Origin of the sequence: Pseudomonas sp. USHLN015, assembly GCF_037153275.1 — a bacterium.
Lineage (GTDB): Bacteria > Pseudomonadota > Gammaproteobacteria > Pseudomonadales > Pseudomonadaceae > Metapseudomonas > Metapseudomonas tohonis.
The window spans coordinates 384,004-409,814 of record NZ_JBBCKP010000007.1; the positions used below are offsets into that span (position 1 = coordinate 384,004).

The window sequence follows — 25,811 nt, forward strand, 5'->3', positions numbered from 1 at the left end:
GTCAGCGGCCGCGCGTGGCAAAGCTGGCCAGGGCGCGCTCGATGCATTGCACCGTCTTTCCGAATGCCTGGAGGCTCACGTCGGCGAAGGGCTGGCCGCCCTGGTCGGCGATCACCAGCAGCGCGACCCGGCCATTGGCGGGGATGGAGCGCAGCAGCAGGTGGTCGGCGGGGAACAAGGCCTTGAGGTTGCCGGGAAACAGCGCCGAGTACTGCGCGGCGTTCTCCGGCGTGAGACGCAGTTGTCCGGGCTGCGCGAGCAGGCGGCGCAGCACCTGGCTCTGCGCGGGGTCCAGGGCCAGGCTGGCGGCTTCCTTGGGCAGGCCGGCGCTCTGTTGCACCATCAGCCTGCTCTGGGTGCGGTCGGCGAGGAGGATCAGGCTGCGGCGCATGCCGCAGGCAGCGAGCGCATCGCGGGCGCAGGCGGTGAGCTGGACGATGTTGGCGAAGGCGCTGGGCTCCTTGAGCAACAGGCCGCAATGCTGGCGCCACTCGGTGAGCGCGGCGGCAGGAGGCGGCGTCGGTTTCACTTCCTCGGTTGGCCAGCGGCTGCAGTCCCAGGGCCAGATCAGCGCTTGTGCGGGGTGCCAGAGGTCGCTGCGGGCGTGCTTGCGGGCGCTGTCCACGGCGTGCTGGTGGATGAGCTGCTGCAGCTCGGTCAGCGGCAGCTGCATATAGAGGCCGGTCAGTCGCTGCCAGCGCAGGCTGTGGTCGCAGGCCCAGGAGTCGTGGGCGGAGACGGCCAGGCCGTTGGCCAGCAGGACCGTGTTGCCGGGTTGGGTGAGCCAGCGGCGCAGGGCTGGATCGGCGTCGAGCAGTTGCTGCTGGTGCAACGGGTGTTCGTTGTCGCGGGCGATGTGCAGGGCCTTGACCAGCATGCGCCGGTCGGCATTGAGCAGGCGGTAGCCGTAGGTGATCCAGTCCGGCAGCTTCCAGTGCTCGGCCAGGGCCTGGCACAGCTTGAGCAGCGGCACGCCGAGGAGTTCGACCTCCACCTTGAGCGCCGGCTCGCCTCGGACGATGACGCGGGTTTCCCAGGCGGCGAACAACTGCGGGTGCAGCGCCAGCAGCGGCCACAGCGGTGAGAGGAAGAGCAGGCTGTTCCAGTGGATTTCCTGCCAGAGGCGTGCGAGGCGGGCGGCGAACAGGCCGCTGGCCTGCTGCGAGGCGTGCTGGCTGATGAGCTGCAACTGGCGCAGTGCCAGGGGAATGTTGGCTTCGTCGACGGCGGGCAGGCGTGCAAGCAGCTCTTCCGAGCGTTTCAGGCCAAGGCGGGTGAGGGCCACTTCGAGGCTTTCCGCCGGGCTGTCGAGGGAAGAACCGGAGCGGTTCGCCTCGCGCATGATGCTCAGGGCCAGGGCGGGACTATCCTGAATCAGGTCGGCGATCTCGCGCATGGAACGGCGGCTGTCGCCCAGCGCCCTGCGCACCCGTTCGTGGCTCTCGGCCGGGATCGGTAGACGGACGCCATCCAGTTGCTTGATCCAGGCGTCGAGGGTGCGTGGTAGGGCCATCTGCGTCTTCATGCGGGTTGAGCCAAACTGGCTTTTCGCCTTAACTGGCTATAGTCTGGCGCATAAGTTCCGATAATTAGAAGGGTTGTTTTCATAACCCTATTACTGACCCTTCAAGTCTCACTTTATGGCAAAAATAATCGGCATCATCGTCGTATTCGCCACCGTTCTCGGCGGATATGTCCTTTCCCACGGCAAGATTGGTGCCCTGATACAGCCTTTCGAGGTGTTGATCATCGGTGGCGCGGCGCTCGGGGCCTTCCTCCAGGCCAACCCGGGCAGCACCTTCATGCATGTACTGAAAAAGTCGCTGAAGATGTTCAGCTCGCGTTTCACCCACGCGTTCTACCTGGAAGTGTTGCGCCTGCTTTACGAAATCCTCAACAAGAGCCGCCGTGAAGGGATGATGGCCATCGAGGCCGACATCGAGGACCCGGCGGCCAGCCCGATCTTCAGCAAGTACCCGGCGATCCTCAAGGACGCGGGCATGGTCGCCTACATCAGCGATTACCTGCGCATCATGTCCTCCGGCAACATGGCGCCGCACGAACTGGAAGGCCTGTTCGACATGGAGCTGGGCAGCCTGAAGGAGGAGTTCGAGCACCCGGCCCATGCGGTCAACCGCATCGCCGACGGCCTGCCGGGCTTCGGCATCGTGGCGGCGGTGCTGGGCATCGTGGTGACCATGGCGCTGCTCGGCCAGGTCGAGCAGTCTGCACTGGGGCAGCACGTGGGTGCGGCCCTGGTGGGTACCTTCCTCGGTATTCTCGCGGCCTATGGTTTCTTCGGCCCCCTTGCCGTGTCCCTGGAGCACGACGCCAAGGAAGAACTCAACGTCTATGAAGCCATCAAGGCCTGCCTGGTGGCGTCGGCTTCCGGCATGCCGCCCTCGCTGGCGGTGGAGTTCGGGCGCAAGGTCCTGTTTCCTGCGCACCGGCCGAGCTTCAGCGAGCTCGAGCAGGCCGTGCGCGGTAGCTGAAGACTGAGTCATGGACAACAACCAGCCGATCATCGTCAAACGCGTCAAGAAGTACGCTGCGGGGCACCATGGCGGTGCGTGGAAGATCGCGTTCGCCGACTTCGCCACGGCGATGATGGCGTTCTTCCTGGTGCTCTGGCTGATGTCCTCGGCGACGCCCGAGCAGAAGAAGGCCATTTCCGGCTACTTCCAGGACCCCATCGGGTTCACCGAAAGCGCAAGCCCCTACGTGATCGACCTCGGCGGCACGCCGACGCCGGCACCGGACCGTACGCTCAATCCGGAACTCAAGGACGCACCCGACGCGCAGGAAGCGGCCATCGATTCGACCAACCAGCAGGTCGACGCCAAGCAGGTCGAGACCCTGGCCGACCAGATCGAGAAGGAACGTCTCGAGATGCTGCTGCAGGAACTGCAGAACAAGGTCGACGAGAACCCCGAGCTGCGCAAGTTCAAGGACCAGATCCTCTTCGAGATCACCCAGGACGGCCTGCGCATCCAGATCATGGACGCTGCCAACCGCCCCATGTTCGACCTCGGCAGCGCCCGCCTGCAGCCCTATTTCGAAGACATCCTGCTGATCATGGCCGAGACCATCAAGGCCGTGCCGAACAAGATCAGCATCAGCGGCCACACCGATGCCAAGCCGTTCGCCGGCACCGGGGACTTCGGCAACTGGGAGCTTTCCGCCAGTCGCGCCAACGCCGCGCGTCGCACACTGGTGGCCGGTGGCTACCCGGACGATCAGGTGGCGCGGGTGGTCGGCTACGCCTCTTCGGCGCTGTTCGATCGCGAGGACCCCTTCAATCCGGTGAACCGCCGCATCGACATCATCGTGCTGACCAAGAAGGCGCAGCGGGACATCGAAGGCTCCCATGGCGACCAGAATGCGCCTGCCGAAGGCGATGCCCTGCCCGCCAGTGGCACCCAGCCGGCCCTTCCCGGTGCAGTGTCGGGCACCCAGGCTACGCCGCCCGCTGGCGCCGCACCGCTGCAGCCCCAGGAGTTGCAGCAGAAGTTGAATATCTTCGAAGACGGCGTGCTGAAGATGGAAGAGAACAAGCAGCCCTGATCGACGGCAGAACCGCCCGTAATGAGAAAGGCCACGCAATCGCGTGGCCTTTTCGTTGGTGCCCTGCCTGTCAGTAGTCGGGTTCGGGCAGGCTTTCGAGGATGTGTCGGTAGCTCGACATGCGCTGTGGCTGGACGCGTCCGTCCTCAAGCGCCTTGAGCAGGGCACAGCCGGGTTCGCGGTCATGCTTGCAATCGCGGAAGCGGCAGGTGCCGAGCAGGTCGCGGAACTCGATGAAGCCCGCCTCCACGTCGTCACGGCTGACATGGCCGAGGCCGAATTCGCGGATGCCGGGGGAGTCGATCAGCTCGCCGCCGCCAGGGAAGTGGAACAGACGCGCGGTGGTGGTGGTGTGGGTGCCCTTGCCGGTCAGCTCCGACAGCGGGCCGACGCGGGTGTCGACGCCAGGCAGCAGGCTGTTGACCAGCGACGACTTGCCGACGCCCGACTGGCCGACGAAGACGCTGACGTGGCCGTCGAGGCGCATCTGCAGATCCTCCATGCCGCCGCCACCGTGGGCCGAGACCTCCAGCAGCGGGTAGCCGAGCTGGCGGTAGACGCCCAGCAGGGCGTCGAGCATCGCGCTGTTGTCCTCGTCCACCAGGTCGGCCTTGTTGAGCAGCAGCAGCGGTTGGATGCCGGCGTGCTCGGCGGCCACCAGGTAGCGGTCGATGAGATTGGCGTGCGGATGGGGCAGGGGGGCGAAGACGATGACGATCAGGTCGACGTTGGCCGCCACCGGCTTGAGCACGCCGCGCATGTCCGGGCGGCACAGCTCGCTGGTACGTGGCAGCTGGGCGACGATCACCCCGCTGCCCTGGTTGCCCGAGCGCCAGACCACGCGGTCGCCGGTGACCAGCGCCGGCAGGTTGGCGCGCAGGTGGCAGCGGAATACCTGGCCGGCGATCTCGCCCTCCAGCGCTTCGACCTCGACCTGTACACCGAAGTGGGCGATCACCAGGCCTGTCTGTTCGGGGCCGAGGTCGCCGCCTTCCAGCTCGTCGAGCGCACGCGATTCACGCTTTGCCGCACGTGCGGCGCGCTCTTCCTGGATCTTCTCGATGCGCCAGCTTTGCCGGCGACTGAGGTGGCGTTTGGCCATGGAACTTCCACTGGTTGAAAACGGCGGCGAGTTTAGCACGGGCGGCCCGGCGCGCCGGGCTCTAAGCTAGAATGCGCGCCTTGCCTTGGAGAGCGAACATGCAGAACGCACAGAACCTGATCTGGATCGACCTGGAAATGACCGGGCTTGACCCTGATAACGACGTCATCATCGAGATGGCCACCATCGTCACCGACAGCGACCTCAACGTGCTCGCCGAGGGCCCGACCATCGCCGTGCACCAGAGCGACGAGATTCTCGCCGGCATGGACGAGTGGAATACCCGCCAGCACGGGCAGAGCGGCCTGACCCAGCGCGTGCGGGAAAGCCGCATCAGCGCGGCCGAGGCCGAGGCGCAGACCCTGGCTTTCCTGGAGCAGTGGGTGCCGAAGGGCAAGTCGCCGATCTGCGGCAACAGCATCTGCCAGGACCGTCGCTTCCTCTACCGCCATATGCCGAAGCTGGAAGGTTACTTCCACTACCGCAACCTTGATGTCTCCACCCTCAAGGAGCTGGCCGCGCGCTGGGCACCCCATGTGCGTGACGGTGTGAAGAAGAGCAGCACCCACCTGGCCCTGGACGATATCCGCGACTCCATCGCCGAACTGCGCCACTACCGCGAGCACTTCATCAAGGCCTGAGCCCGTCAGGCCGCCTGGTGCCGGGCGAGCGCCCACTCCACATGCTCGCGCACCAGTGCCGAGGGGTGCTCGCGCCGGGCGCGCAGGGCCTCCACCACAGGGATGGTCGAGGGCGCGTTGCCCAGGCCGACCGCCAGGTTGCGCAGCCAGCGTTCGTAGCCCGCGCGACGTAGCGGCGAGCCCTCGGTGCGGGTGAGGAACTCCTCCTCGCTCCAGCCGAAGAGCTCTGCCAGGGCGGCGTTATCCAGGCCATGGCGCGGTTGGAAGTCGCCCTGGTCGGTGGGGCGGGCGAAGCGGTTCCAGGGGCAGACCATCTGGCAGTCGTCGCAGCCGAACACCCGGTTGCCGATCATCGGGCGCAGCTCTTCCGGAATCGAGCCCTTGAGCTCGATGGTCAGGTAGGAAATGCAGCGCCGTGCGTCCAACTGGTAGGGCGCGACGAAGGCGGCGGTGGGGCAGATGTCCATGCATGCGGTGCAGCGCCCGCAGTGTTCCGTGCCGTGCGGGGCATCCACCGGCAAGGGCATGTCGACGAACAGTTCGCCGAGGAAGAAATAGCTGCCTGCCTTGCGGTTGAGCACCAGGGTGTTCTTGCCGATCCAGCCGAGGCCCGCCTGCTCGGCGATGGCTTTCTCCAGTACCGGCGCGCTGTCGACGAAGGCGCGGTAGCCGAAGGGGCCGATGGCTTGCTGCACGCGCTCGGCCAGTTGCTGCAGGCGCTTGCGGATCAGCTTGTGATAGTCGCGGCCCAGTGCATAGCGCGAGACATAGGCCTTCTCCGGTTGGCCCAGCACCTGGGCCATGCGCGTGTCGCCGGGCAGGTAGTTCATGCGCAGCGATACCACCCGCAGCGTGCCGGGGACCAGTTCGTCCGGGTGGGAGCGCTTGCTGCCGTGGGCGGCCATGTAGTCCATCTCGCCCTGGTAGCCCGCTTCCAGCCAGCGTCGAAGGTGCGTCTCGTGCTCGCCCAGATCCACCCCGGTGATGCCCACCTGCTGGAAGCCGAGTTCGCGGCCCCAGTCCTTGATGGACTGCGCGAGGGTGGCGAGTTGATCGGGGGAGAAGGACATGCTGGGAGGGAAACCGGAAACGAGGTGCGTATAATTCTGCCAGACCTAGCCCTGAACACCGAATCGCATGCCCGATCGAATCGATGACCTGCCGCTCGCCCTTTATTCATCCGCCCAGGTGCGCGAGCTGGATGCGCGCCTGATCGCTGCCGGAACCCCGGGCTTCGAGCTGATGCAGCGTGCCGCCCACGCCGCGTGGCGCGCGCTGCGTCGCCGCTGGCCCAATGCGGGGGAAGTCACGGTCCTCGCCGGTCGCGGCAACAACGCTGGCGATGGTTACCTGATCGCCGCCCTCGCGTTGCGTGCCGGATGGCGGGCCAGTGTATTGGCGGTCGGCGACAGTTCGGCCTTGCAGGGCGACGCTGCCCTGGCCCGCGATGAGGCGCATGCGGCCGGCGTGGCCATCCAGATCTGGAGCGAGGACGCGGAGCTGCGCGGCGTGGTGGTGGATGCACTGCTGGGAACGGGCCTTGCCGGGGCGGTGCGCGAGCCTTACGCGCAGGCCATCCGCTGCATCAACGCCAGTTGCCTGCCCGTGCTGGCAGTGGATATTCCGTCCGGCCTGAGCGCGGACAGCGGCGCTGTACTGGGTGTCGCGGTGCGCGCCGACCTGACGGTGACCTTCATCGGCCTCAAGCTCGGCCTGTTCACGGGCGATGCGCCCGAGCTGGTGGGCGAACTGGCGTTCGACGGACTGCAGGCGGACCACGGGCTGGTCGCTGCCCATCCTGTCGCCGCCCGTCGCCTGGCCGTCGAGGGCATGGCGCTTCCAGGGCCGCGTCCGGCCACCGCGCACAAGGGGCGCTACGGGCGTCTGCTGGTCGTCGGCGGTGACCTCGGGACCGGCGGCGCGGCCCTGCTGAGTGCCGAAAGCGCCCTGCGCAGTGGCGCCGGCATGGTTTCACTGGCGACCCGTGGCGAGCACGTCGCCGCGGCGTTGGCGCGGATGCCCGAGGTGATGAGCGTCGGCGTGGCGTCCGCCAATCAATTGCGTGGCTTGGCCGCCGCCTCCAGTGTGCTGGTGGTCGGCCCCGGGCTCGGGCAGAACGCCTGGGGGCGCAGCCTGATGAGCGCGGTGGTGGCGCACGAAGTGCCGCAGGTGTGGGATGCCGATGCCCTGAACCTGCTGGCGGCCGGTCGGGTGGCACTGCCTGCCGGCTGCATCATCACTCCGCATCCTGGAGAAGCCGCCCGCCTGCTGGGAATCGATACCGCTGCGGTCCAGGCGGATCGCCCCGCTGCGGCCCATGCGCTCGCCCGTCGCTACAACGCGACCGTGGTGCTCAAGGGGGTCGGCAGCCTGGTGGCGAGTGCCGATGGTCGCCTGGCGCTCTGTGACCGGGGGCATCCGGCTATGGCGGGTGCCGGGCTGGGCGATGTCCTGGCCGGTGTCATCGGCGCCCTGTTGGCGCAGGGCATGGCGGCGTTCGATGCGGCCTGCCTTGCCGTCTGGCTGCACGCCAGTGCGGGTCAGCAGCTCGGCGCCCAGGGGCGCGGGCTGGCGGCCAGTGATCTTATTCCTACCATTCGTCAGCTGCTTGAGGAGTGTTCACCGTGCCGGAGTTGAGTCTTTTCGCCGAGGGGGAGGGCGCCATGCTGGCGTTGGGCGCGCGCCTGGCGCAGGCCGCGGGTGGTCGCGGCGTCATCTACCTGCACGGTGACCTGGGGGCGGGCAAGACCACGTTGTCGCGCGGGATCCTGCGCGGGCTGGGCCACGGCGGGGCGGTGAAGAGCCCGACCTTCACCCTGGTCGAGCCCTACGAGATCGGTGAACTGCGTGCTTTCCACTTCGATCTCTATCGCCTGGCCGACCCCGAAGAGCTGGAATTCCTGGGTATCCGCGACTATTTCGAGGGCGACGCCCTGTGCCTGATCGAGTGGCCGGAAAGGGGCAGCGGCATTTTGCCAAAGGCCGACATGGACATTACCATTAGCCCCCATGCAGGCGGCCGTACGCTGCATCTGTCGCCGCATTCCGAGCGCGGCGAGTCCTGGTGCGCCGCCTTGGCCACGGGAGTATGAACAAGAGAATGGGGTGGGGTATGCGCTCGCGCGCGCTGTTAGCCGGGATTGGGGTTCTGCTTGCGGCGTTTGCCGCCGATGTCCTGGCCGCTGCGGAGGTCCGTGGCGTTCGGCTTTGGCGCGCCCCCGACAATACCCGGCTGGTGTTCGACCTCTCCGGCCCCGTGCAGCACAGTGTGTTCACCCTGGCCGCGCCCAACCGTATCGTCATCGATATTACTGGTGCCCAACTGGCCACCAAGCTGGAGCAGCTGTCGCTCAGCAATACGCCCATCACCAGCGTGCGATCGGCCCAGCGCAGCCCGACCGAGCTGCGTGTGGTGATCGACGTTTCCGCTGCTGTCGTGCCCAAGAGTTTCTCCCTGGCGCCCAACCAGCAGTACGGCAACCGTCTGGTGGTCGACCTGTTCGACCAGGAAGCCGCCGCCAACGAAGCCTCCTCGCCTCAAGTGGCGGTAGCGCCGAGCTCGCCGCAGCCGCCGGTCTCGCCGACCCAGCCGTCCACCAACAAGCTGCCGCCGGTACCGGGTGGCAATCGCGACATCATCGTTGCCATCGACGCCGGCCACGGTGGCGAAGACCCGGGCGCGCTGGGGCCCAAGGGCCAGCATGAGAAGGACGTGACCCTGGCGATCGCCAAGGAACTGCAGCGCCAGATCAACCAGGAGAAGGGGTTCCGGGCCGAGTTGGTGCGCACTGGCGACTACTTCATCCCGCTGCGCAAGCGCACCGAGATCGCCCGCAAGAAGGGCGCCGACCTGTTCGTTTCCATCCATGCGGACGCCGCGCCCAGCCGCAGCGCCTTCGGCGCCTCGGTGTTCGCCCTGTCGGACCGTGGTGCCACCTCGGAAACCGCGCGCTGGCTGGCGGACAACGAGAACCGCTCCGACCTGATCGGTGGTGTCGGCAGCGTCAGCCTGGACGACAAGGACCGCATGCTCGCCGGTGTGCTGCTGGACTTGTCGATGACCGCTTCGCTGTCCTCCAGCCTCAACGTCGGGCAGAAGGTGCTGACCAACATCAGCCGTGTCACGCCGCTGCACAAGCGCCGCGTGGAACAGGCGGGCTTCATGGTGCTGAAGTCCCCGGACATCCCGTCGATCCTGGTCGAGACCGGCTTCATCTCCAACCACAACGAGTCGCAGAAGCTGGCCAGCGCGAGCCACCAGCAGGCGCTGGCGCGTTCCATCCAGGGCGGCATCAAGCAGTTCTTCCAGCAGAACCCGCCACCCGGCACCTACATCGCCTCGCAGCGTGACCAGGGCAAGATCGCGGCTGGCCCGCGCGAGCATCTGGTCACCTCCGGCGAGAGCCTGGCGCTGATCGCGCAGCGCTACCAGGTCAGCCTGGCCGCTCTGCGTAGCGCCAATGGCCTGAAGAACGACAACATCAAGGTCGGCCAGACCCTCGATATCCCGGCGACCGCCCTGGCAGCCCAGCCATGACCGAGTTGCGTCGCATCCAGCTGCTCAGCCCCCGGCTAGCGAACCAGATTGCCGCTGGCGAGGTGGTCGAACGCCCCGCGTCGGTGATCAAGGAGCTGCTGGAGAACAGCCTCGACGCGGGCGCCCGGCGCATCGACGTCGAAGTCGAGCAGGGGGGGATCAAGCTGCTGCGTGTCCGTGACGACGGCGGCGGCATCCCGGCCGACGACCTGCCGCTCGCCCTGGCACGCCACGCCACCAGCAAGATCCGCGACCTCGAAGACCTGGAGCGGGTGATGAGCCTGGGCTTCCGGGGCGAGGCGCTGGCGTCCATCAGTTCCGTCGCGCGCCTGACCATGACCTCGCGTACCCCTGATGCCGAGCAGGCCTGGCAGGTCGAGACCGAGGGGCGTGACATGGAGGCGCGGGTGCAGCCCGCCGCCCACCCCGTGGGCACCTCGGTGGAGGTCCGCGACCTGTTCTTCAATACGCCGGCGCGGCGCAAGTTCCTGCGTGCGGAGAAGACTGAATTCGACCACCTGCAGGAAGTGATCAAGCGCCTGGCCCTGGCCCGCTTCGATGTCGCCTTCCACCTGCGCCACAACAACAAGACGGTTTTCGCCCTGCATGAGGCGAAGGACGAGATATCACGTGCGCGGCGCGTGGCCAGCGTCTGCGGCCCGGCCTTCCTGGAGCAGGCCCTGCCCATCGAGGTGGAGCGCAACGGCCTGCACCTGTGGGGCTGGGTCGGGTTGCCGACCTTCTCCCGCAGCCAGGCAGACCTGCAGTATTTCTATGTGAACGGCCGCATGGTGCGCGACAAGCTGGTGGTGCACGCGGTGCGCCAGGCCTACCGCGACGTGCTCTACAACGGCCGGCACCCGACCTTCGTGCTGTTCCTGGAAGTGGACCCGGCGGTGGTGGACGTCAACGTCCACCCGACCAAGCACGAGGTGCGCTTCCGCGAAAGCCGCATGGTCCACGACTTCCTCTATGGCACCCTGCACCGCGCTCTTGGCGAGGTGCGGCCCGAGGACCAGCTCGCCGCTCCCGCCGCGGTCGGCGGCATGGTTCGCGCCACCGGCATCGAGGCGGGCGAGTTCGGGCCCCAGGGCGAAATGAGCCTGGCGGCGACCGTGTTGGAGCAGCCCGTCAGCCAGCCCGCCTGGACGCCATCCCATGGCGGCGCCGGTGCCGGCTACCAGGCGCCGCGCCCATCTCCTGTGCTCGCCACCGCCGAGGCCCAGGGCGCCTACCGCGAATACTTCGCTCCGATGGCCAATCAGCCTGCGGCGGCGCTGCCGGACAGCCAGGGGGATATCCCGCCGCTGGGCTACGCCCTTGCGCAGCTCAAGGGGATCTACATCCTCGCCGAGAACGCCCAGGGGTTGGTGCTGGTGGACATGCACGCGGCCCACGAGCGCATCACCTACGAGCGCCTGAAGGTGGCGATGGCCAGCGAGGGGCTCAAGGGACAGCCGCTGCTGGTGCCCGAGTCGGTGGCGGTCAGCCAGCGCGAGGCCGATTGTGCCGAAGAGCATGGGAGCTGGTTCCAGCGCCTGGGCTTCGAGCTGCAGCGGCTCGGTCCGGAAACCCTGGCCATCCGCCAGATCCCGGCATTGCTCAAGCAGGCCGAAGCGACCCAGCTGGTGCGTGACGTCCTGGCCGACCTGCTGGAGTACGGCACCAGCGACCGCATCCAGGCCCATCTGAACGAGCTGCTCGGCACCATGGCCTGCCACGGTGCGGTGCGGGCCAATCGCCGCCTCACCCAGCCCGAAATGAACGGCTTGCTGCGCGATATGGAGCACACCGAGCGCAGCGGCCAGTGCAACCATGGCCGTCCGACCTGGACGCAACTGGGCATGGACGACCTGGACAAGCTGTTCCTGCGTGGCCGCTGACATGGGCGAGCGCCTGCCACCGGCCATCTTCCTGATGGGCCCCACCGCTGCCGGCAAGACCGACCTCGCCCTGGACCTGGCGCGCCACCTGCCCTGCGATCTGATCAGCGTCGACTCGGCGTTGGTCTATCGCGGCATGGACATCGGCACCGCCAAGCCTGACAAGTCCGTGCTCGAGGCCTTCCCGCATCGGTTGATCGACATCCGCGATCCGGCCCAGAGCTATTCCGCCGCTGAATTTCGCGCCGACGCCCTGGAGGCCATGGCCGAGATCACCGCCAGGGGCCGCATCCCGCTGCTGGTCGGGGGCACCATGCTCTACTACAAGGCGCTGCTGGAGGGCCTGGCGGACATGCCCAGCGCCGACCCGGCCGTACGTGCGGAACTGGAAGCGCGGGCGCAGCGCGAGGGCTGGGATGTCCTGCATCGCGAGCTGGCGGAGGTGGACCCCGAGTCGGCCGCGCGCATCCATCCCAACGACCCCCAGCGGCTCACCCGCGCCCTCGAGGTGTACCGCGTGAGCGGTTTGACGATGACTGCACATCGTCAGCGACAGGCGTTGCAAAATCCCGACTCGGGGCCCTCTGGCCGGGGACATTTGCCTTATACTGTCGCCCACTTGGCGATCGCTCCGGCGCAACGCCAGGTTTTGCACGCGCGTATCGCGCAACGATTTCATCTGATGCTGGAACAGGGCTTTGTCGAAGAGGTCGAAGCTCTGCGCGAAAGACGTGACTTGCACGCCGGACTGCCGTCTATAAGAGCTGTCGGTTATCGCCAGGTATGGGAATACCTGGACGGCGACCTGACGCGGGTCGAAATGGAAGAGCGGGGCATCATCGCCACGCGCCAATTGGCCAAGCGGCAATTCACCTGGTTACGGGGTTGGGCTGATTTACACTGGCTGGACAGCCTGGCTTGCGACAATCTGCCGCGTACCTTGAAATACCTGGAGTCGGTCTCCATATTGGGCTGAGACCTCACCAGTTACCGTCTATCCTTGGGGGTAGGGCGGCCTAACTTTCTCGTCATTTGACAACTAAAACGATTTATATCCCTACAGGAGTGCGGCATATGTCAAAAGGGCATTCGCTACAAGACCCTTACCTGAATACCTTGCGTAAGGAACGCGTACCGGTTTCCATCTATCTGGTCAACGGCATCAAGCTGCAGGGCCAGATCGAGTCCTTCGACCAGTTCGTGATTTTGCTGAAGAACACTGTCAGCCAGATGGTCTACAAGCACGCAATCTCCACCGTGGTACCGAGCCGCCCCGTGCGTCTGCCGAGTGCCACCGAGCAAGAAACCCCCGAGCCTGGTAACGCCTGATAGGAGTCTGCATTGTTTTTCGAACGCCCTGGTGGTGGTGAACGGGCCATCCTGGTTCATCTGGACGGCCACGATCCCGAGGCGCGAGAAGACCCGCAGGAATTCCAGGAACTGGCTCGGTCGGCTGGCGCCGACACGGCAGCTTTCATCTCCGTGTCGCGCCACCAGCCAACAGCGAGATATCTGATCGGTAGCGGCAAGGTCGAAGAGCTTCACGACCTCGTCAAGGCTGAACAGGCCGAGTTGGTCATCTTCAATCACACCCTCACGCCCAGTCAGGAACGCAACCTCGAGCGAGCGCTCGAATGCCGTGTTCTCGATCGCACCGGGCTGATTCTCGACATCTTCGCCCAGCGCGCCCGCACCCATGAGGGCAAGTTGCAGGTGGAGCTCGCCCAGCTCGAACACATGAGCACCCGGCTGGTTCGTGGCTGGACTCACCTCGAGCGGCAGAAGGGTGGTATCGGCTTGCGTGGGCCGGGTGAAACCCAGCTCGAGACAGACCGTCGCCTGCTGCGCGTGCGCATCCGACAGATCAAGCAGCGCCTCGAGAAGGTGCGTAGCCAGCGCGAGCAGGCTCGACGTGGCCGCAAGCGCGCCGATATTCCCTCCGTTTCGCTGGTCGGCTACACCAACGCCGGCAAGTCCACGCTGTTCAATGCCGTGACTTCGTCCGAGGTCTATGCTGCGGACCAGTTGTTCGCCACGCTGGACCCGACCTTGCGCCGTCTCGAACTCAACGATCTCGGGCCTATCGTCCTGGCCGATACCGTGGGCTTCATCCGGCACCTGCCGCACAAGCTTGTCGAGGCCTTCCGGGCTACCCTTGAGGAGTCCAGCAACTCCGACCTGCTGCTGCATGTGATCGACGCCCATGAGCCTGAGCGCATGGCGCAGATGGAGCAGGTCATGGCGGTGCTGAACGAAATCGGCGCAGATGGCTTGCCGATGCTCGAGGTGTACAACAAGATCGACCTGCTCGAGGGCATGGAGCCACAGATCCAGCGCAACGAGCAGGGCAAGCCTGAGCGGGTATGGCTTTCCGCCCGCGACGGCCTCGGACTCGACCTGCTCAAGCAGGCGATCGCCGAGCTGTTGGGGGATGATCTCTTCGTGGGAACCCTGAAGTTGCCGCAGAAACTTGGCAGGCTGAGAGCGCAGTTCTTCGCCCTCGGTGCCGTGCAGAGCGAGAAGCATGACGAGGCCGGGGAGTTCCTCCTTGCCGTCAGATTGCCGCGTGTGGAGCTCAACCGTCTGGTCAGCCGTGAAGGCTGGAAGCCGCAGGAGTTCCTGGAGCAACACACTTTGCAATAAAGCCCGCAGGTGCGCTTTTTGCCGCGGGTGGCGGGCTTTCGGTAGCATTGGCGGGCGTGCCGTGGGTGCGTCTTTGCTTTATCAGTATGGAGAGCGCTATGGCTTGGAATGAGCCGGGTGGCAACTCGAACAATCAGGACCCCTGGGGTGGACGCCGTGGTGGCGATCGCAAGGGACCGCCGGATCTCGACGAAGCCTTCCGCAAACTGCAGGACAGTCTCAATGGGCTGTTCGGCGGCAAGAAACGTGGTGGTGGCGATGGTGGTGGCAAAGGCGGCGGCTTCGGCCTGATCGGCATTGCTCTCTTCCTGCTCGCCATGGTCTGGCTCTACAGCGCCGTCTACGTGGTCGATGAGCAGGAGCAGGCCGTGGTGCTGCGCTTCGGCAAGTACTACGAAACCGTCGGCCCGGGCCTGAACATCTATTTCCCGCCCATCGATCGCAAGTACCAGGAAAACGTCACCCGCGAGCGTGCATACAGCAAGCAGGGCCAGATGCTCACCGAGGACGAGAACATCGTCGAGGTGCCGCTCACCGTCCAGTACAAGATCACCAACCTGCAGGACTTCGTGCTCAAGGTCGACCAGCCCGAGGTGAGCCTGCAGCACGCCACTGAAAGCGCCCTGCGCCACGTGGTCGGCTCCACCGAGATGGACCAGGTCCTGACCGAGGGCCGTGAGCTCATGGCCAGCGAGATCAAGGAGCGCCTGCAGCGTTTCCTCGATACCTACGGCACCGGCATCACCGTGACCCAGGTGAACGTACAGAGCGCCGCCGCGCCGCGTGAAGTGCAGGAGGCGTTCGACGACGTGATCCGCGCCCGCGAGGACGAGCAGCGTGCCAAGAACCAGGCCGAGGCCTACGCCAACGGCGTGATTCCCGAGGCACGTGGCCAGGCGCAGCGCATCATCGAGGACGCCAACGGTTATCGCGACGAAGTGATCTCCCGCGCCAAGGGTGAGGCGGATCGCTTCACCAAGCTGGTCGCCGAGTATCGCAAGGCCCCCGAGGTCACTCGCCAGCGCCTGTACCTGGACACCATGCAGGAAGTCTTCAGCAACACCAGCAAGGTGCTGCTGACCGGCGACAAGGGGCAGAACAACCTGCTCTACCTGCCGCTGGACAAGATGATCGACAACCGTGGCGGTAGCAGTGGTGCCGTGCCTGGCGCCGCCGCGAGCGGTGCGGCCGATCTCGGTTCGCGTGTCACCACCGATCTGCAGCAGCGCGATCTGCGTTCTAGGGAGAGTCGCTGATGGGTAACAAATCACTGATCGCCCTGATCGGAGCCGTCGTCCTCGCCCTGGTGGCCTGGAGCAGCTTCTACATAGTGGCGCAGACCGAGCGCGCGGTGCTGCTGCAGTTCGGCCGCATCGTCGAGGCCGACGTCAAGCCGGGCCTCCACGTGAAGATTCCGTACGTCAACCAGGTGCGCAAGTTCGACGCCCGCCTGCTGACCCTGGATTCGCCGACCCAGCGCTTCCTCACCCAGGAGAAGAAAGCGGTGATGGTGGACGCGTACGCCAAATGGCGTGTGGCTGATGCCGAGCGCTTCTACACCGCGACTTCCGGCCTCAAGCAGATCGCCGACGAGCGCCTGTCCCGTCGCCTGGAAGCGGGCCTGCGTGACCAGTTCGGCAAGCGCACCCTGCATGAAGTGGTATCCGGTGAGCGTGACGGTCTCATGGCCGATATCACCCGCTCGCTGAACACCATGGCCAGCAAGGAGCTGGGTATCGAGGTCCTGGACGTCCGCGTCAAGGCCATCGACCTGCCCAAGGAAGTAAACCGCAGCGTGTTCGAACGCATGAGCACCGAGCGCGAGCGCGAGGCCCGAGAGCATCGCGCCAAGGGTAGCGAACTGGCTGAAGGCATTCGTGCCGACGCCGATCGCCAGCGCCGCGTGTTGCTGGCCGAAGCCTATCGCGAGGCAGAGGAGGCCCGTGGTGATGGCGATGCCCAGGCGGCTGCCATCTACTCCAAGGCTTACGGCCAGGACCAGGAGTTCTATGCGTTCTACCGCAGCCTCAAGGCCTACCGCGAGAGCTTCTCGAGCAAAAGCGACGTGATGGTTCTGGACCCGAACAGTGAGTTCTTCCAGTTCATCAACAAGGCCAAGTGATGGTTTTCCCCGGCGGACGGTCCTGTCCGTCGGGGTGACCCACCGGGAAAACGTGGTATCATGCGTCAGCCGGGAAATCCCGGCTTTTTTGCGTCCGCGAGAATCATGTGGCAGGAAATCGGCATAGCGTTTTGTTTCGTGCTGGTGCTGGAAGGCATCCTGCCCTTCCTCTATCCGCGCCGTTGGCGCGCCGCGGTGCACGGGCTGGCAGGGTTGAAGGACCGTCAGCTCCGCCTCATGGGCCTCGCCAGCATGTTGCTGGGGACCGGCCTCCTGTATCTGCTTCACTGAAGGCTTGCCGCCCGGCTGAGAGGGGAATGGCGTAATGGCAACGGTAGATCGCTGGCTGCTGCCAGATGGAATCGAAGAAGTACTGCCGCCCGAAGCGGCGCGCATCGAAGCAGCCCGCCGCCAGGTACTGGACCTGTTCCAGCGCTGGGGCTACGACTTCGTGGTCACCCCGCACATCGAATACCTCGAGTCCCTGCTGACCGGTGCCGGCCAGGACCTCGACCTGCGCACCTTCAAGGTGACCGACCCGCAATCCGGCCGTCTGATGGGCTTCCGTGCCGACATCACGCCGCAGGTGGCGCGCATCGACGCCCACACCCTGCGCCGCGAAGGGCCGAATCGCCTGTGCTACGCCGGCAGCGTCCTGCACGCCAAGCCGCGTGCGCTTTCCACCTCGCGCAGTCCGATCCAGTTGGGTGCGGAGCTCTATGGCGACGCCAGCCCGGCCAGCGACGTGGAAGTCATCAGCCTGATGCTGGAGATGCTTGAGCTTGCTGACGTGCCTGACGTGCACATGGACCTCGGCCATGTCGGTATCTACCGCGGCCTCGCCCGCGCCGCTGAGTTGTCCGGCGAAGTGGAGCAGCAGTTGTTCGACGCCCTGCAGCGCAAGGCTGTCGACGAGGTGGCCGAGCTGACCGAGTCCCTTCCCGGTGAGCTGGCTTCCATGCTCCGTGCGCTCGCCGAGCTCTGCGGCGACCGCCAGGTTCTGGAACTTGCCCAGGGCGTGCTGATGGATGCGCCGGACGAGGTGCACGTCGCCCTCGATGAGCTGATCGCCATCGCCGACGAACTGGAACTCCGCTACCCCGAGCTGCCCCTGTATTTCGACCTGGGGGAGCTGCGCGGCTACCACTACCACACGGGCGTGGTCTTCGCCGCCTTCGTGCCGGGCGAGGGCCAGTCCATCGCCCAGGGTGGTCGCTATGACGACATCGGCGCCGATTTCGGTCGCGCCCGTCCGGCGACCGGGTTCTCCACCGACCTGAAGACCCTGGTCACCCTGGGGCGGATGGAGCTGGATGAGGTCCCGACCGGAATCTGGGCGCCCGACGTCCATGACGTCTACCTTTGGCAGGCCGTGAAGCGTCTGCGCAGCGAAGGTCAGCGCGTGGTCCAGGCATTGCCGGGTCAGGATGTGGGCAGTGCGCAGGAGGTGGGTTGTGACCGCCAGCTGTGCCTGCGTGACGGGCGCTGGCAGGTTGCGCCCCTGGTTTCCTAAAGGTTTTCCCGCCGGCCGTTGCCGGCATCGAGCTTCCGAAGAGGACAAGTGTTATGGGTAAGAATGTCGTGGTCCTGGGCACCCAGTGGGGTGATGAGGGCAAAGGCAAGATCGTCGACCTGTTGACCGATCAGGCAGCCGCTGTCGTGCGCTACCAGGGCGGCCACAATGCCGGTCACACCCTGGTGATCGACGGCGAGAAGACCGTGCTCCACCTGATCCCGTCCGGCATCCTGCGCGAGAACGTGCAGTGCATGATCGGCAACGGCGTGGTCGTCGCGCCGGATGCGCTGATGCGCGAGATCACCAAGCTCGAGGAAAAGGGCGTACCGGTGCGCGAGCGCCTGCGCATCAGCCCCTCCTGCACCCTGATCCTGCCGTACCACGTCGCCCTCGACCAGGCGCGCGAGAAGGCCCGTGGCGATGCCAAGATCGGCACCACCGGCCGCGGTATCGGCCCGGCCTATGAGGACAAGGTGGCCCGTCGCGGCCTGCGTATCGGCGACCTGTTCCACCGCGAGCGCTTCGCCGCTAAGCTCGGCGAGCTGCTGGACTACCACAACTTCGTCCTGCAGAACTATTACAAGGAGCCGGCCGTCGATTTCCAGAAGACCCTCGACGAGGCCCTGGGCTACGCCGACCTGCTGGAGCCGATGATCACCGACGTCGCCGCCCGACTCCACGAGCTGCGCAAGCAGGGCGCCTACATCATGTTCGAAGGTGCCCAGGGCTCGCTGCTGGACATCGACCACGGCACCTATCCCTATGTGACCAGCTCCAGCACCACTGCGGGCGGCACCGCCACCGGTTCCGGCTTCGGTCCGCTGTACCTGGACTACATCCTGGGTATCACCAAGGCCTACACCACCCGCGTGGGTTCGGGCCCGTTCCCCACCGAGCTGTTCGATGAGACCGGTGCCTTCCTGGCCAAGCGCGGCCACGAGTTCGGCTCCACCACCGGTCGCGCCCGTCGTTGCGGTTGGTTCGATGCCGTCATCCTGCGTCGTGCCATCGAGATCAACAGCATCTCCGGCCTGTGCCTGACCAAGCTGGACGTGCTCGACGGTCTCGAGACCATCCGCATCTGCGTTGGCTACAAGGACCAGAACGGTGACGTGATGGTCGATGCGCCGACCGACGCCGACAGCTACATCGGCCTGCAGCCGGTCTACGAAGACATGCCGGGCTGGAGCGAGTCCACCGTTGGCGTGAAGTCGCTCGAAGAGCTGCCGGCGGCCGCCCGTGCCTACATCAAGCGCATCGAGGAGCTGGTCGGTGCGCCCATCGACATCATCTCCACCGGGCCGGATCGCAACGAAACCATCGTCCTGCGTCACCCGTACGCCTGAGTCGTCTGACTCTAAAAAAGGGCCGCCTCGTGCGGCCCTTTTTCATGGGCGCAAGAAAATATTGCGGCACGGCCCTTGCTGGAGCTCTATAAATCCCTGAAGTCGCCGTTAAAGAAGAACGGTCGTAGAGGAGCATCGTCGTGTCCGCCATTCTTTCCCTGCTCAGAAGCCGCCTGCTGCGGCCCGTCTTCCTTGCTCTCGGTATCTCCCTGCTGGTGCAGGTAGTGGTAGCCGTTGCCCTGACTCGGGGCACGGTCGACTCGCTGGTCGAGGACCTTGGCCGGCGCCTGGGTGATGACACCCGCCGCCTGTCGGGCGAACTGGAGCAGGCGGGGCGGGAAGTCTCCGGCAGCCTGGCCAGCCTCTCCAGCAAGACCCGCGAGCGCCTGAGTGCGTCCCTCTCCGAGCGCCTCAAGGCCGAGCAGGGGCAGCTGCGCTCCACCCTGGAGGAGAACCTCAAGGCCTCCGCCACCGATCTCGCCCAGTTGCTCGCCGCCGTCGCGCCGCGCGCCATGTGGGATAACGACATTCCCACGCTTTCCGAATTCGCCCGCCGGGCCCAGCGCAATCCCAACGTGCTGTTCGTGATCTACGACGATGCCCAGGGCCAGCACCTCACGCGCTATCTCAATCGGGAGAATGCCGCGATCAAAGGGCTGCTGGCCAAGGGGCAGGGCGAGCGCGCACTGGACAAGGTGCTCAACGCCGCCGCCAGTGACCCGTCCGTGTACATGGTCGAAGCCTCGATCAGCCCCAACGGTGTGGAGATCGGCAAGGTGCGCCTGGGGGTTTCCACTTCCACCATCGAGGAACAGCTCAAAGCCTTGGATTCCCGCTTCAGTGCGCTGATCGCCAGCGGAGGCGAGCTGGTGGGGCAGAGCCTGTCCGGCGCAGCGACCGACAGCACCGCGGTGCTGACCGCGCGCCTTAAGTCTGCCCAGGAGGCGGCCAATGGCATGAGCACCGGCACCCAGAAGACCGTCGAAGACGCTGCACACGAGCTGCGCTGGCGCATCGGTCTGGCCCTGGTGCTGGTCGGGCTCGGCGTGCTGCTGGTGCTCGCCGTGGTGCTCGGCCATCGCGTGGTCAACCGCCTGCGCCTGCTGATCGCGGCCCTGAACGACCTGGCGGCAGGCGAGGGGGATCTCACCCGGCGCGTGCGCCTGGACAGCACCGATGAGCTGGGCGAGATGGCCACGGCGGTGAACCGCTTCATCGACAAGCTGCAGCCCATCGTGCGCGAGGCGGGTGATGTGGCGGTGCGCACCGGCAGCGAGATCCGCTCGCTGTCCGAGCGCAGCCTGGCTGCCGAGGCGGCGGCCGATCGCCAGCGCAACGAGGTGGCCGGCAGTCTCGATGCCCTGGCGCAGATGACCGCCGAGGCCCAGGCCGAGAGCCAGGCCATGCAGACAGCGCTGCAGCAGGTCGGCGAGATTCGCCAGGCGACCCAGGACAACGCCGCCATCGCCCGCAAGGTCGGTGGCCTGATCGAGACCCTGGAGGAGCGCGTGCAGAACGGTGCCGAGGTGATCGAGCGCCTGGCGCGGCAGAGCGAGCAGATCGAGGTGGTGCTGTCGGTCATTCATGGCATCGCCGAGCAGACCAACCTGCTGGCCCTCAATGCTGCGATCGAGGCGGCGCGTGCGGGAGAGAGTGGTCGCGGTTTCGCGGTGGTGGCGGATGAGGTGCGTGCACTGGCCAGCAAGACCCAGCAGTCCACCGGCGATATCCAGGCGCATATCGGCGCGTTGCAGAAGGGGGCGAAGGAGGCGGTCGCGGCGATCTCCCAGGCGCGCGCTCGTGCCTCCGAAGGCATCGAAGCTCTGCGTGACAGCGAGCGCCTGCAGCAGAGCGTGCAGCAGGCGGTGGAAGGGGTTCACGAAGCGGTTCGTGCAGCCGCGCGTGCAGCCGAGCACCAGGCCGAAGGGGCGCATGCCGTGCGTGGGCGGGTCGATGTGATCCATGCCGAAGCGCGATTGGCTGCGGAGGCCGTGGCGGCCACCGCCAGCAGCGGGCGCGTGCTCGATGGCCTGGCTGCGCAGCTGAAGTCCAGCCTCGGTCAGTTCAAGGCCTGATGCCTGGATGCCAGAAAGCACAAAGCCGAGCAGAGCTCGGCTTTGTGTTGAAGAGTGGTGCCCAGGAGAAGACTCGAACTTCCACGGTGTTGCCACCGCTAGGACCTGAACCTAGTGCGTCTACCAATTCCGCCACCTGGGCACATTGCGATGATTACTCATCGACTTCTTTGCTGCACTTGATCGACTGTGTCGACAGGGTGTACTGCTACCCTCTAAGCGAGAAAACGAGCCAAGAACTCGGTTTCTTGAATAATGGTGCCCAGGAGAAGACTCGAACTTCCACGGTGTTGCCACCGCTAGGACCTGAACCTAGTGCGTCTACCAATTCCGCCACCTGGGCACTCACAACGTCTCAGCAACGCTGTGGGCGCGAACTATACGGTTCGACTTTTTGCTTGTAAACCCCTGACAGTGAAAAAAATTATTCTTGGATGAAAGCTGACCGCTGAACGGATTTCGCGCTTCAATAGACAGATGGCAAACATAACTATGAATGAAAAGGTGAATCCCCTCTGATGGCCGATTGGCAAAACCTCGATCCCGAGGCCGCCCGCGAGGCGGAAAAGTACGAGAACCCCATCCCCAGCCGTGAACTCATCCTGCAGCGACTCGATGAGCGCGGCGCCCCGGCCAGCCGCGAGCAACTGGTCGAAGAGTTCGGTCTGACCACCGAGGATCAGCTGGAGGCGTTGCGTCGGCGCCTGCGCGCCATGGAACGCGATGGCCAGCTTATCTACACCCGTCGTGGTACCTATGCACCGGTCGACAAGCTCGACCTGATCCGTGGCCGCATCAGCGGTCATCGCGATGGCTTCGGCTTCCTCATCCCCGATGACGGCAGCGACGACCTGTTCCTCAGCCCTGCGCAGATGCGCCTGGTGTTCGACGGCGACCGCGCCCTGGCGCGTGTCTCCGGCCTCGATCGTCGTGGCCGCCGCGAAGGCGCCCTGGTCGAGGTGATCGAGCGCGCCCACGAGACACTGGTCGGCCGCTTCTTCGAAGAGAGCGGCATCGCCCGCGTGGTCGCCGACAACCCGAAGATCCAGCAGGAAGTCCTGGTGCCCCAGGGCAAGCAGGGCGCCGCCAAGCACGGGCAGTTCGTGCAGGTGAAGATCGAGCAGTGGCCGAGCAATTTCCGCGTCGCCCAAGGCGAGGTGGTCGAGGTGCTGGGCGACTACATGGCGCCCGGCATGGAGATCGAAGTCGCCCTGCGCAGCTACGACATCCCCCATGAGTGGCCCGAGGGCGTGATCAAGGAGGCCGCCAAGCTCAAGCCGGAAGTGGCCGAGAAGGACAAGGAGAAGCGCATCGACCTGCGCCACCTGCCCCTCGTCACCATCGACGGCGAAGATGCCCGCGACTTCGACGATGCCGTCTATGCCGAGGCCCGCAAGGGTGGCGGCTGGCGCCTGTTCGTCGCCATCGCCGACGTCTCCCACTATGTAAAGGTGGGCTCGGCGCTGGATGAGGAGGCGGCCAATCGCGGCAACTCGGTGTACTTCCCCGAGAAAGTCATCCCGATGCTGCCGGAGGTGCTGTCCAACGGCCTCTGCTCGCTGAACCCGCTGGTCGATCGCCTCGCCATGGTCTGCGAGATGACCCTCTCCCGCGCGGGCAAGATGACCGGCTACGAGTTCTACGAAGCGGTCATCCACTCCCATGCGCGCCTGACCTACAACAAGGTCAGCCAGCTGCTGGAGACACCCGACTCGGTCGAAGGCAAACAGCTCGCCCAGCAGCTTCCACAACTGGTTCCACACCTGCAGCAGCTCTACAAGCTCTACAAGGTGCTGCTGGCGGCGCGCCAGGTGCGCGGCGCCATCGATTTCGAGACCCAGGAAACGCGCATCGTCTTCGGTGCCGACCGCAAGATCTCCGAGATCCGTCCGACCCAGCGCAACGACGCCCACAAGCTGATCGAGGAGTGCATGCTCTGCGCGAACGTGGCCACCGCCCGCTTCATGCAGGACCACGACATCCCCTCGCTCTACCGTGTGCACGACGGCCCGCCGGCCGAGCGCCTGGACAAGCTGCGCCTGTTCCTCGGCGAGCTGGGCCTGACCCTCAATCGCGGCAAGGGCGAACCGACCCCCAGCGACTACCAGGCCCTGCTGGAAACCATCCGTGGGCGCCCGGACTACCACCTGATCCAGACCGTGATGCTGCGCTCCCTGAGCCAGGCGGTTTACAGCGCCGACAACCAGGGGCACTTCGGCCTCAACTACGACGCCTACACCCACTTCACATCGCCCATCCGTCGCTATCCGGACCTGCTGGTGCACCGTGCCATCCGCAGCGTGATCCGCTCCAAGCGCGAGACCGTGCACGTCAAGCGGGCCGGCGCTGCAGCCATGGCCAAGGCGCGCATCTATCCGTATGACGAGGCCGCCCTGGAGAAGCTGGGCGAGCAGTGCTCGATGACCGAGCGCCGCGCCGACGAAGCCACCCGCGACGTCACCAACTGGCTGAAGTGCGAGTACATGCGCGAGCGCGTGGGCGAGACCTTCCCCGGGGTGATCTCCGCGGTGACTGGTTTCGGCCTGTTCGTCGAGCTGACCGACATCTATGTGGAAGGCCTGGTGCACGTCACCGCGCTGCCGGGCGACTACTACCATTTCGACCCGATCCACCATCGCCTGTCCGGTGAGCGCACTGGCCGCAGCTTCCGTCTCGGTGACCCGATCGAAGTGCTGATCGCCCGCGTCGACCTTGACGAGCGCAAGATCGACTTCGAGCTGGCCGAGAATGCGCTCAGCGCGCCGGTCGGCCGCAAGAAGCGGGGCGCCGAGAAATCGGCACCCGCGCCGGAGGTCAAGCCCGCCAAGGGGCCGAAGACCCGCAGCCGGGGCAGCAAGCCTGCTGCGCTGGCGAAGAAGGCCGCGCGCAACCCCGAGCCCGAGCAGGTGGCCCCGGGCGTCGCCGTGGCGCCGCGCCGCAGCAAGGCCGGGAAGGTCCAGGCGCTGCCCCCGGTATCGCCGGAGATCCTCGCTCAGGCCGAGGAGATGCTCGGCAATACCGATGTCAGTCGCAGCCGCGCGCTGAAGCAGGCGCTGCTCAGCGAAGCCCGCCAGGGCGGCGAGAAGCCGCGTGGTGGCAAGGCGTCCGCTGGCAAGGGCCAGTCCCGCCCGGCCAAGGGCGCGCCCTTCGGTGCCGGTGGCCAGGACCCCGCCCCCAAGGATCGCGACGGCAAGCCGGGCAGCGGGAAACCGAAGAAGGCCAAGCCGGCGAGCAAGCCCGGCAAGCCGAGCAAACACCGCAAGGGACCGCCCAAGCCGAAGGCCGCCGGCGGCAGTAAAACCAAGGTCAAGCCATGAGTGAGTTGGAAAAGGTCTACGGCGTGCATGCCGTGGAAGCGCTGTTGCGTCACCATCCCAAGCGGGTCAAGCAGTTATGGCTGGCGGAAAGCCGGCATGACCCGCGCGTCCAGGCGCTGCTCGACCTGGCCGGGCAGTTCCGCGTGCCCGTCGGCCAGAAGGATCGGCGCGAGCTGGATGAGTGGGCCGAAGGCGTCCATCAGGGCGTGGTCGCCGAGGTCAGTCCCAGCCAGGTCTGGGGTGAGAACATGCTCGACGAACTGCTCGAGCGCGCCGAAGGGCCTCCGCTGCTGCTGGTGCTCGACGGCGTGACCGACCCGCACAACCTCGGTGCCTGCCTGCGTACCGCCGATGCCGCCGGTGCCCTGGCGGTGATCGTGCCCAAGGACAAGTCCGCCACCCTCAACGCCACCGTGCGCAAGGTGGCCTGCGGCGCCGCTGAAGTGATCCCCCTGGTCGCCGTGACCAACCTCGCGCGCACCCTGGAGAAACTGCAGAAGAAGGGCCTGTGGACCGTCGGCACCGCCGGCGAGGCCGAGCAGGAGCTCTACCAGCAGGACCTGACCGGCCCCACCGTGCTGATCATGGGCGCGGAAGGCAAGGGCATGCGCCGCCTGACCCGGGAGCACTGCGACTACCTGGTGAAGCTGCCGATGTCCGGCAGCGTCAGCAGCCTCAACGTCTCGGTCGCCACTGGCGTCTGCCTGTTCGAGGCGGTGCGTCAGAGGGGCAGCGCCAAGCGCCAAGCCGCAAGCGACAAGTAAGAGCGGCCTGGAAAGCGGGGAGGGCTGCCGTACGTAGGGTGGGTAGAGCGCAGCGAAACCCACGCGGAACGGTGTTCGGCATGACTCCGAAGAGGTGGGCCGGTGAAGCATGGTCCATCTGGCATGCCGGTCCCTAAAGCAGACGTGCCCAGGGGTTGACGCGCTCCGCCGATCCCCCAGGCTCTTGCAGCTTGCAGCTTGCAGCTTGCAGCTTGCAGCTTGCAGCTTGCAGCTTGCAGCTTGCAGCTTGCAGCTTGCAGCTTGCAGCTTGCAGCTTGCAGCTTGCAGCTTGCAGCTTGCA

At 66.0% G+C, this 25,811-nt stretch carries 21 protein-coding genes, 2 tRNA genes and 1 pseudogene; 19 read left to right on the forward strand and 5 right to left on the reverse strand.

Annotated elements, in window-relative coordinates:
• Position 1: 1 nt before the first annotated feature.
• Positions 2–1,525 carry an HDOD domain-containing protein gene (locus tag WFQ67_RS16800; protein WP_337057601.1) on the reverse strand — a complete coding sequence of 508 codons (1,524 nt, stop codon included), beginning with the start codon at positions 1,523–1,525 and terminating at the stop codon, positions 2–4.
• A 115-nt stretch (positions 1,526–1,640) separates the two neighbouring features.
• Here WFQ67_RS16800 and motA point away from each other — a divergent pair, with 115 nt between their 5' ends.
• Both motA and motB read left to right on the forward strand, forming a co-directional pair.
• Complete coding sequence (gene motA, locus WFQ67_RS16805; protein ID WP_173171367.1) at positions 1,641–2,492, forward strand: flagellar motor stator protein MotA; 852 nt, start codon at positions 1,641–1,643, stop codon at positions 2,490–2,492.
• A 10-nt stretch (positions 2,493–2,502) separates the two neighbouring features.
• Positions 2,503–3,564: a flagellar motor protein MotB gene (gene motB, locus WFQ67_RS16810; protein WP_213626585.1), complete on the forward strand. Its 1,062-nt coding sequence runs from the start codon at positions 2,503–2,505 to the stop codon at positions 3,562–3,564.
• Between the two features lie 70 nt (positions 3,565–3,634).
• Here motB and rsgA read toward each other — a convergent pair whose 3' ends face one another.
• On the reverse strand, positions 3,635–4,666 hold the full coding sequence (gene rsgA / locus WFQ67_RS16815) for a small ribosomal subunit biogenesis GTPase RsgA (protein ID WP_213626583.1): 1,032 nt from the start codon (positions 4,664–4,666) through the stop codon (positions 3,635–3,637).
• 98 nt (positions 4,667–4,764) lie between these two features.
• Here rsgA and orn point away from each other — a divergent pair, with 98 nt between their 5' ends.
• A complete protein-coding gene (orn, locus tag WFQ67_RS16820; RefSeq protein ID WP_111259881.1) occupies positions 4,765–5,307 on the forward strand; it encodes an oligoribonuclease in 543 nt (180 codons plus the stop codon).
• 5 nt (positions 5,308–5,312) lie between these two features.
• Here the strand turns inward: orn and queG are convergent, their stop codons facing one another.
• On the reverse strand, positions 5,313–6,377 hold the full coding sequence (gene queG, locus WFQ67_RS16825; RefSeq protein WP_337057603.1) for a tRNA epoxyqueuosine(34) reductase QueG: 1,065 nt from the start codon (positions 6,375–6,377) through the stop codon (positions 5,313–5,315).
• 67 nt (positions 6,378–6,444) lie between these two features.
• On the opposite strand from queG, the gene WFQ67_RS16830 reads away from it, so the two are divergent.
• From WFQ67_RS16830 to WFQ67_RS30415, 14 genes and pseudogenes are all read left to right on the forward strand, one after another.
• A complete protein-coding gene (locus WFQ67_RS16830) occupies positions 6,445–7,944 on the forward strand; it encodes an NAD(P)H-hydrate dehydratase (protein ID WP_337057604.1) in 1,500 nt (499 codons plus the stop codon).
• A gap of 26 nt (positions 7,945–7,970) precedes the next feature.
• A complete protein-coding gene (gene tsaE, locus WFQ67_RS16835; protein WP_442969597.1) occupies positions 7,971–8,399 on the forward strand; it encodes a tRNA (adenosine(37)-N6)-threonylcarbamoyltransferase complex ATPase subunit type 1 TsaE in 429 nt (142 codons plus the stop codon).
• 8 nt (positions 8,400–8,407) lie between these two features.
• On the forward strand, positions 8,408–9,844 hold the full coding sequence (locus WFQ67_RS16840) for an N-acetylmuramoyl-L-alanine amidase (RefSeq protein WP_213626575.1): 1,437 nt from the start codon (positions 8,408–8,410) through the stop codon (positions 9,842–9,844).
• The gene (mutL, locus tag WFQ67_RS16845; RefSeq protein ID WP_263151430.1) at positions 9,841–11,727 is read left to right on the forward strand and encodes a DNA mismatch repair endonuclease MutL; all 1,887 of its coding nucleotides are present in this window, start codon (positions 9,841–9,843) and stop codon (positions 11,725–11,727) included. Before WFQ67_RS16840 ends, mutL begins: the two co-directional genes overlap by 4 nt.
• A gap of 1 nt (position 11,728) precedes the next feature.
• The gene (gene miaA / locus WFQ67_RS16850) at positions 11,729–12,703 is read left to right on the forward strand and encodes a tRNA (adenosine(37)-N6)-dimethylallyltransferase MiaA (protein ID WP_337057605.1); all 975 of its coding nucleotides are present in this window, start codon (positions 11,729–11,731) and stop codon (positions 12,701–12,703) included.
• 98 nt (positions 12,704–12,801) lie between these two features.
• Positions 12,802–13,056, forward strand: a complete 255-nt coding sequence (hfq, locus tag WFQ67_RS16855; protein ID WP_111259888.1) for an RNA chaperone Hfq — start codon at positions 12,802–12,804, stop codon at positions 13,054–13,056.
• Between the two features lie 12 nt (positions 13,057–13,068).
• Positions 13,069–14,370 carry a ribosome rescue GTPase HflX gene (gene hflX, locus WFQ67_RS16860; RefSeq protein WP_337057606.1) on the forward strand — a complete coding sequence of 434 codons (1,302 nt, stop codon included), beginning with the start codon at positions 13,069–13,071 and terminating at the stop codon, positions 14,368–14,370.
• Between the two features lie 98 nt (positions 14,371–14,468).
• Complete coding sequence (gene hflK / locus WFQ67_RS16865; RefSeq protein WP_173171387.1) at positions 14,469–15,626, forward strand: FtsH protease activity modulator HflK; 1,158 nt, start codon at positions 14,469–14,471, stop codon at positions 15,624–15,626.
• Positions 15,626–16,492 (forward strand): protease modulator HflC, encoded by an 867-nt coding sequence (hflC, locus tag WFQ67_RS16870; RefSeq protein ID WP_213626565.1) that lies wholly within the window; start codon positions 15,626–15,628, stop codon positions 16,490–16,492. The genes hflK and hflC overlap by 1 nt, the downstream gene beginning before the upstream one ends.
• Positions 16,493–16,597: 105 nt before the next feature.
• Positions 16,598–16,783, forward strand: coding sequence for a DUF2065 domain-containing protein (locus WFQ67_RS16875; protein ID WP_111259892.1), 186 nt, complete (start codon positions 16,598–16,600; stop codon positions 16,781–16,783).
• Between the two features lie 34 nt (positions 16,784–16,817).
• On the forward strand, positions 16,818–18,005 hold the full coding sequence (locus tag WFQ67_RS16880) for an ATP phosphoribosyltransferase regulatory subunit (protein WP_337057607.1): 1,188 nt from the start codon (positions 16,818–16,820) through the stop codon (positions 18,003–18,005).
• Positions 18,006–18,058: 53 nt separating this feature from the next.
• Positions 18,059–19,354 carry an adenylosuccinate synthase gene (locus tag WFQ67_RS16885; protein WP_111259894.1) on the forward strand — a complete coding sequence of 432 codons (1,296 nt, stop codon included), beginning with the start codon at positions 18,059–18,061 and terminating at the stop codon, positions 19,352–19,354.
• 956 nt (positions 19,355–20,310) lie between these two features.
• Positions 20,311–20,571, forward strand: a pseudogene (locus tag WFQ67_RS30410) (HAMP domain-containing protein); the annotation flags it as partial.
• On the forward strand, positions 20,545–21,429 hold the full coding sequence (locus tag WFQ67_RS30415; protein WP_442969598.1) for a methyl-accepting chemotaxis protein: 885 nt from the start codon (positions 20,545–20,547) through the stop codon (positions 21,427–21,429). The pseudogene WFQ67_RS30410 and the gene WFQ67_RS30415, both read left to right, overlap by 27 nt.
• A 55-nt stretch (positions 21,430–21,484) precedes the next feature.
• Here WFQ67_RS30415 and WFQ67_RS16895 read toward each other — a convergent pair.
• Positions 21,485–21,571, reverse strand: a tRNA-Leu gene (locus WFQ67_RS16895).
• Between the two features lie 114 nt (positions 21,572–21,685).
• A tRNA-Leu gene (locus WFQ67_RS16900) sits at positions 21,686–21,772 on the reverse strand.
• A 175-nt stretch (positions 21,773–21,947) separates the two neighbouring features.
• Between WFQ67_RS16900 and rnr the strand changes: the two genes are divergently transcribed.
• Both rnr and rlmB read left to right on the forward strand, forming a co-directional pair.
• A complete protein-coding gene (gene rnr, locus WFQ67_RS16905) occupies positions 21,948–24,746 on the forward strand; it encodes a ribonuclease R (RefSeq protein ID WP_337057609.1) in 2,799 nt (932 codons plus the stop codon).
• Positions 24,743–25,510, forward strand: a complete 768-nt coding sequence (rlmB, locus tag WFQ67_RS16910; protein WP_111259897.1) for a 23S rRNA (guanosine(2251)-2'-O)-methyltransferase RlmB — start codon at positions 24,743–24,745, stop codon at positions 25,508–25,510. The genes rnr and rlmB overlap by 4 nt, the downstream gene beginning before the upstream one ends.
• The last annotated feature ends 301 nt before the right edge of the window (positions 25,511–25,811 follow it).